This is a genomic window from Haladaptatus ordinarius, assembly GCF_054177595.1.
Genome location: NZ_JBPEHH010000169.1, coordinates 1 through 5,564, shown reverse-complemented (window position 1 = coordinate 5,564; position 5,564 = coordinate 1). Strand labels below are relative to the sequence as shown.

The 5,564-nt window shown below is 49.6% G+C and carries 6 protein-coding genes; 4 read left to right on the top strand and 2 right to left on the bottom strand.

What is annotated here, in order from left to right; all coding sequences use genetic code 11:
* The first annotated feature begins 130 nt into the window (after positions 1–130).
* Positions 131–544, top strand: a complete 414-nt coding sequence (locus ACR3FF_RS25400; RefSeq protein WP_458190894.1) for a helix-turn-helix domain-containing protein — start codon at positions 131–133, stop codon at positions 542–544.
* 95 nt (positions 545–639) lie between these two features.
* Entirely contained in the window at positions 640–999 is a 360-nt protein-coding gene (locus tag ACR3FF_RS25395; RefSeq protein WP_458190893.1) for a HalOD1 output domain-containing protein, read from the top strand.
* 28 nt (positions 1,000–1,027) lie between these two features.
* On the opposite strand, the gene ACR3FF_RS25390 is transcribed toward ACR3FF_RS25395, so the two are convergent.
* Positions 1,028–1,420, bottom strand: a complete 393-nt coding sequence (locus ACR3FF_RS25390; RefSeq protein ID WP_458190892.1) for a DUF7344 domain-containing protein — start codon at positions 1,418–1,420, stop codon at positions 1,028–1,030.
* Between the two features lie 617 nt (positions 1,421–2,037).
* Positions 2,038–2,196 carry a ribbon-helix-helix protein, CopG family gene (locus ACR3FF_RS25385; protein ID WP_458190891.1) on the bottom strand — a complete coding sequence of 53 codons (159 nt, stop codon included), beginning with the start codon at positions 2,194–2,196 and terminating at the stop codon, positions 2,038–2,040.
* 310 nt (positions 2,197–2,506) lie between these two features.
* Between ACR3FF_RS25385 and ACR3FF_RS25380 the strand changes: the two genes are divergently transcribed.
* Both ACR3FF_RS25380 and ACR3FF_RS25375 read left to right on the top strand, forming a co-directional pair.
* Positions 2,507–4,972, top strand: a complete 2,466-nt coding sequence (locus ACR3FF_RS25380) for a PAS domain S-box protein (RefSeq protein ID WP_458190890.1) — start codon at positions 2,507–2,509, stop codon at positions 4,970–4,972.
* Positions 4,973–5,032: 60 nt separating this feature from the next.
* Entirely contained in the window at positions 5,033–5,386 is a 354-nt protein-coding gene (locus tag ACR3FF_RS25375) for a DUF7344 domain-containing protein (protein ID WP_458190889.1), read from the top strand.
* Positions 5,387–5,564: the final 178 nt, after the last annotated feature.

Genomic DNA, 5,564 nt, shown 5'->3' with positions numbered 1-5,564 from the left:
GCGAGCGCGTACCTGGTACCGAGAATTTCGTGAACTTGCACTGATGTGTGCCGTCTACAACATCAAGAAGGCCGCAGAACAGGAGATTCCACTCCCTTCAGGCGATTAAACACGGCCGTATAAAGCCACCGTGTCTACTTCGACGCTAATCTCACAACTTGCCACACAGAAGGGGGCAGTACGCACGCTCATCTTCGATAGAAATACCGCGGTTGCGGTTGTGGATCTCCCTTCTGCCGCTGACGTTCGATGCTACATTGATAATCTTCGGCAGACCTATTCCTCGGTACAGCTCACATCTCGTCGCTCATGTGACCGGTCACCCAAAACAGTCCAAGATGTACCAATGGCGATCAAAGAACCCCTTACGGATCGCCAAGCGGGTGTACTCAAACTTGCGTATTTGAGCGGATTCTTCGAATCACCACGGGAAAGTACAGGCCAAGAAATTGCGGACATGCTGGACGTTTCTCCACCGACGTTTACACAACATCTCCGGGCTGCCCAACAGAAGGTCTTCGCGCTCGCATTCGATGACGAGTGACGCAATTTCTCTATTTCAGTATTTAGGTTCCCATTGTCTTCCATTTCATTATCATGGTAGAAAGTCCTTGTAATATCCCTCTCTAAATAGTGCTAATGACTGAGGACGTTTCCAGTAAGAATCGGTCAGTCGATTTTGAACAGACGCTCCGAGAAGACCGGGTTGGATATGATCCAGAGACGGAGACCTATTACGCTCAATACGACACAGAGGATGTCGAGAATTTAACGACCACGATTATTCGATCAGTGTCGGCAGTCACAGGGGATTCACCTCAGGAGTTCGATCCACTATACGACGTGATTGATCCGGATGCGCTTGAGGATTTGTTTGACAAACCCAGACGCAACGCACCCAACCACGAAGGAGTGTATGTCACCTTCAAATTCGCATCGTGCGAACTAGCAATTAACTGGGACGGTGAAATTCAAATCACCCCACCACAGAACGTCTGATCACCAGCATCAAACTAAGGATAAGTGCTTACTCGGGTGAGTATTCCTGAAGATACGTCAACAGTGATTCGACTCGCGTGTTGTCACGATAGCGGATTATTTTACTCTGTTTGTCAAACTCAATGAATCCCGTGTCAGCAAGTTTCGGAAGATGATGGTGAAAGAGGGTGATTTTAATCTCGTCAAGAGAATCAGTCTTATTGCGGTGTTCTCGCGCTGCGATCTCTTCGATTAGTTCTTGCATTGTTGCACTGTCGGATGATCCGTTGGAGAGATAGGCGAGCACGCGGCATCTTCGTTTGTTAGCAAGGATTGCGAAGAAATGATTAGGGAGGTCTTGGAACGAGATGTCTTGGTGGTCGGTCTGTTCCTCCCGGGATGGTGGGTCCGCATCGTTGTTTTCAGTGGGAAAGTCAGTCACTATCTGCTAGCTTAACCTGGTTCCACAAAACTACTGGGGCAACTCAGAGGAAGCAATTGGCGTGTTTTTACAGGCATCACGAAAGCCATGTAGACAAATTGGCTTGGTATTCCCGACAAGTTCGGTGTTGATATCGATGTTTGTTCTATCATGATTCTAGGGTCATCGAATTGATCGATGAAAGAAGGACGTCCTGTGCTGCGATTGTACGAAACTTGAGGATTTCTCTAAGTTGCGTCTGTGAATTATCAACTGACGAAACAGAATAGTTGACGACACACAATGCCTAATTGAGACATTTAGTTCCATTGGATTCATCTCGTATGCTCTATCCGAACTGTAAGCGACATTCGAGATTGTGACTCAAATGGTCGGTGTCTTTGTTATAACGGGGGCAATGAAAGAGACAAATACTTATTATCGAGGATAGCAAGGACAGAAAGGTTATGTCACTCTCTACTGCAGTGCGGCAGTGGTTAGCTGACGAAGATGGTCTCATTTACGAATGTTGGCGCTGTGGAATGACGGTGACGGCCACCGAGCAAACGTGTTCAACCTGTGGGTCGACCGAAATCGTCGAATTCGATGTTTTATGAGCTCTCTGCTACTTACCTGACTCACTCATCACGATCTTTTAACCACTGATCAAGGAGGTCACGGATTGCTGCATCACGGTTCTCCCGATGGTGAGCAAATGCAATGTCATCGATTTGCTCGAGTTCCTCGGCTGTGAATTCGAGCGTGACCGAGTCCATACCGAGGAAATCCTGATCCATTGAGAAATGTCACGGATGCCAGCCACAAATATATTTGTCAGACGCTCGTCTGGCTTACGGACATATTCTCATATGTGACCATGGACGGCTGCGACTCTCGAACTGCTACAAACACCACTGACATACGATCCCGATTCTGTGTGTATGGTGGGGGTAGGATGGAAATTTTATCGATGAAAATCGGTTGTTATCTTTCTAGTTTGCAATCATCCATGATTCGGACTGTAGCAGATGAAAGCATCCGAAATGTTATATCGGCCCTCGCTCTTCATTCTCTTCATCGAATGGTGTTACGTCACCACATATCACCATGACTCACCAACCTGATCACAACACAGATACCGAAGAGTTCGCGGTACATCTCGATGCTGAAACCACCTTCTTTCGTGACCTTGTCGAACACGCACTCGATGGATTTCTCACGCTTGATCCGAGTGGGAGGATCGTATTCTCAAATCAGGCGGCTGAACGCCTCTTCGGGTGGTCTGAGGATGCTCTCGTCGGTCAATCGATGGTCGAATTGTTTCCCGAGCGCCATCGCGATGCCTACCGTGCATCGTTCCAGCAACAGGTTCACGACGACACACAGGAGCTCGATCATGAGTACGTTGAACGAGTTGGATTGCTCAAGGACGGGTCCGAGCTGCCCTTGGCGTTCTCGTTTTATGAACATGAGTATGATGGACAGCAACTTTTCACAGCGATCATCCGTGATATCTCGGAGCGAAAACAGCGAGAAAAAGAACTCAAAAATACCAAAGAAAAGTACGCAAAACTCGTTGAAACCGCTCCTGACGCGATTTTTATCGCGAACGCTGACACTGGGACGATCGAGGACGTCAATCAGGCTGCCGTCTCGCTCATGGGTAAACCACCGCATGAGCTCTGTGGGATACACCAGTCGGAGCTCCATCCTCCTGAACAGGCCGAGCAGTATACTGCAAACTTCCAAGAGCACGTCGAACGTGGTGGTGTCCGCGGTGATTCAACGAGTGTGATTCGGCACGACATGGACCAACACGTCGTTCACGACGATGGCTCTCGCGTTCCTGTCGAAGTGAGTTCCGGTGTCACTGAATTGGACGGGAAAACAGTCATACAAGGCATCTTCCGTGATATCTCTGAACGGAAAGAATGGGAAGAAGAGCTGCGGCAGGAACGAGATCTTACTGAACGAATTCTCGAAACAAGTCTGATTGCAATTGGTGTCTTCACACCGGATAGGCAACTCGTCCGGGCGAATGAACAAGTCGAAGAGATCCTTGGGGTTTCAGTCGATCAGTTGACGAGTCTTTCTACCTTGGATGATGTGTTTACCCTGTATGATTCCGAGAATCGACCCATCGATCCGAACAACGGTTTAATGGCAGAAGTCATCGAGACTGGGTCCGCAGTGTATGATTATGAAGTGATTCTTGAGCGAGCGGATGGAAAGCGATTGTGGATTTCACTCAACGCTGCACCGCTCTGGTCGCCAGATGGCGAACTCGAATATATTGTCTTGGTTGGCGAGGATATCTCCGAACGAAAAGAACGCGAAAACGCTATCGAACAGCAGCATGATCGCCTCGAAACACTGAATCGAATCAACCGACTCATTCGCGAGGTCAACCAAACGTTGGTTCGAACGACAACGCGGGACGAGATTGAGACCAATGTTTGTGAACGGCTCGCCGCGTCCGATCTCTACCAGGACGCGTTCATCGGTGAACGGTCCTTACCGAGTGGCGGAATTGAGGCCCGCACCGGTGCAAACCTTGATTCGAACTACTTCGATCTCCTTGACGAAACGGATTCGGCCGAGACGAGCACTGGCGGTGCTGCCCAAGCAATGCGGACTCAGGAATCACAACTCATCACATCGATCGAATCTGATTCCCGGTTTCCCGATTCATTGCGAGATGAAGCACTAGCACGTGGCTATTGCTCTGTGCTGTGTATCCCGCTTGTCTATGGTGAGACGACGTATGGTGTGTTGGTCATCCATGCGTCCCGGTCTGATGCGTTCAGTGAACGAGAACAAGTCGTCTTCGAGGAACTAGGCGAGACAATTGGCTACGCAATTCATGCCGCGGAGAGTAAGAAGCTACTCCATACGGATAGCCATTATGAACTCACATTCGATCTCACCGAAACGGCAGCGTTTTTTGTTACTGCATCCGCTGACTTACAGTGCTCGATCACCCTCGAAGAGCTCGTGCCCTCAACGGACAAAGAACTGCTCTACTATATCACGTTGGAGAATGCTCCAGCCGACTCGTTTCTCGAGATGGCACGCAACCAATCGATTGTTAAAAAGGCTCGCTGTATCAGTACAGAGGTGGAAACCAGTTTGCTTGAAATCGTGTTTGTGGGAGCATCGACGTCTCCACAAGTTCTCATCGAACGGGGTGCCCGCATCAAACACGCGAAGGTGACTGAAGGGAGGGGATCGCTTGTTGCTGAAGCGCCTGCTGATACTGATATCCGAGCGCTCACGGATGCTGTGCAGTCGATTTATCCGAAGGTTCGTCTTACAGCGAAACAGGAGGTAAAGCGTTCTCTCCCGCCGCTCAGAAGACAGCATGCGCGCCTGAGAGACCAGTTGACTGACCGCCAGCAAGCATCCTTGACCGCGGCATATAATGCTGGATTTTTCGAGTGGCCGCGTGAGAGTACTGGCGAAGAAGTCGCAGATTCGCTCGGGGTTTCGGCACCGACGTTCCACCAGCATCTCAGAGCGAGCGAACGTAAGCTCTTAGCAGTGTTCTTCGGAGAAGCAGAATCAGTGGAATAGCACGTAGTTCCTAACTGTTTAGGGCCACTGTTTTTTGAGGGGTGTATACAATCTGGATCCATGAGTACACCGCAATCGACAAGTACGGAAAACCTCTCCAAAGAGCAGGTAGTAGGCCTGTTGCGACATAAACAGCGCCGTGCGATCATTAGGTATTTCAATCAGAAGACGACCGATTGCACCAGCCTTGACGACCTCGTTGAATACATCGTCTCTTCGGACTCGAAGAGCGAAGCAACATCAGTTGGGCATAATGAGCGGATAACGATCGAGTTGCTCCACAACCACTTGCCGAGATTAGCGGATGCTGGAGTGCTTGAATACGATCAGCGGAGTGAAACGATACGCTATTGGGGTGATTCTCGACTCGAAACCCTTCTCGAGACTGCTCCCAGCAATAAAAAATCGATTTGACTCTTCACCCAAGCGCCTGAAAGCGGAATTGAGCGAGAGAACGTACGTTCTATACTAGGGAGCGTGTCATAGAAAGCCTCCCAAGGGAGGCCGCAGGGTTTTGAAACTGTGTCCAGCAGTACCAACGCCCTGCAAGACGTAGCTTCGGTAGACGACTTTTTGAATGCGGCGGCGACCG

Excerpts from the sequence above, each read along its gene's own strand:
- ACR3FF_RS25395 (WP_458190893.1), top strand. The coding sequence starts at position 640 with ATGACTGAGGACGTTTCCAGTAAGAATCGGTCAGTCGATTTTGAACAG.
- ACR3FF_RS25375 (WP_458190889.1), top strand. The coding sequence starts at position 5,033 with ATGAGTACACCGCAATCGACAAGTACGGAAAACCTCTCCAAAGAGCAG.
- ACR3FF_RS25385 (WP_458190891.1), bottom strand. The coding sequence starts at position 2,196 with ATGGATCAGGATTTCCTCGGTATGGACTCGGTCACGCTCGAATTCACA.
- ACR3FF_RS25380 (WP_458190890.1), top strand. The coding sequence starts at position 2,507 with ATGACTCACCAACCTGATCACAACACAGATACCGAAGAGTTCGCGGTA.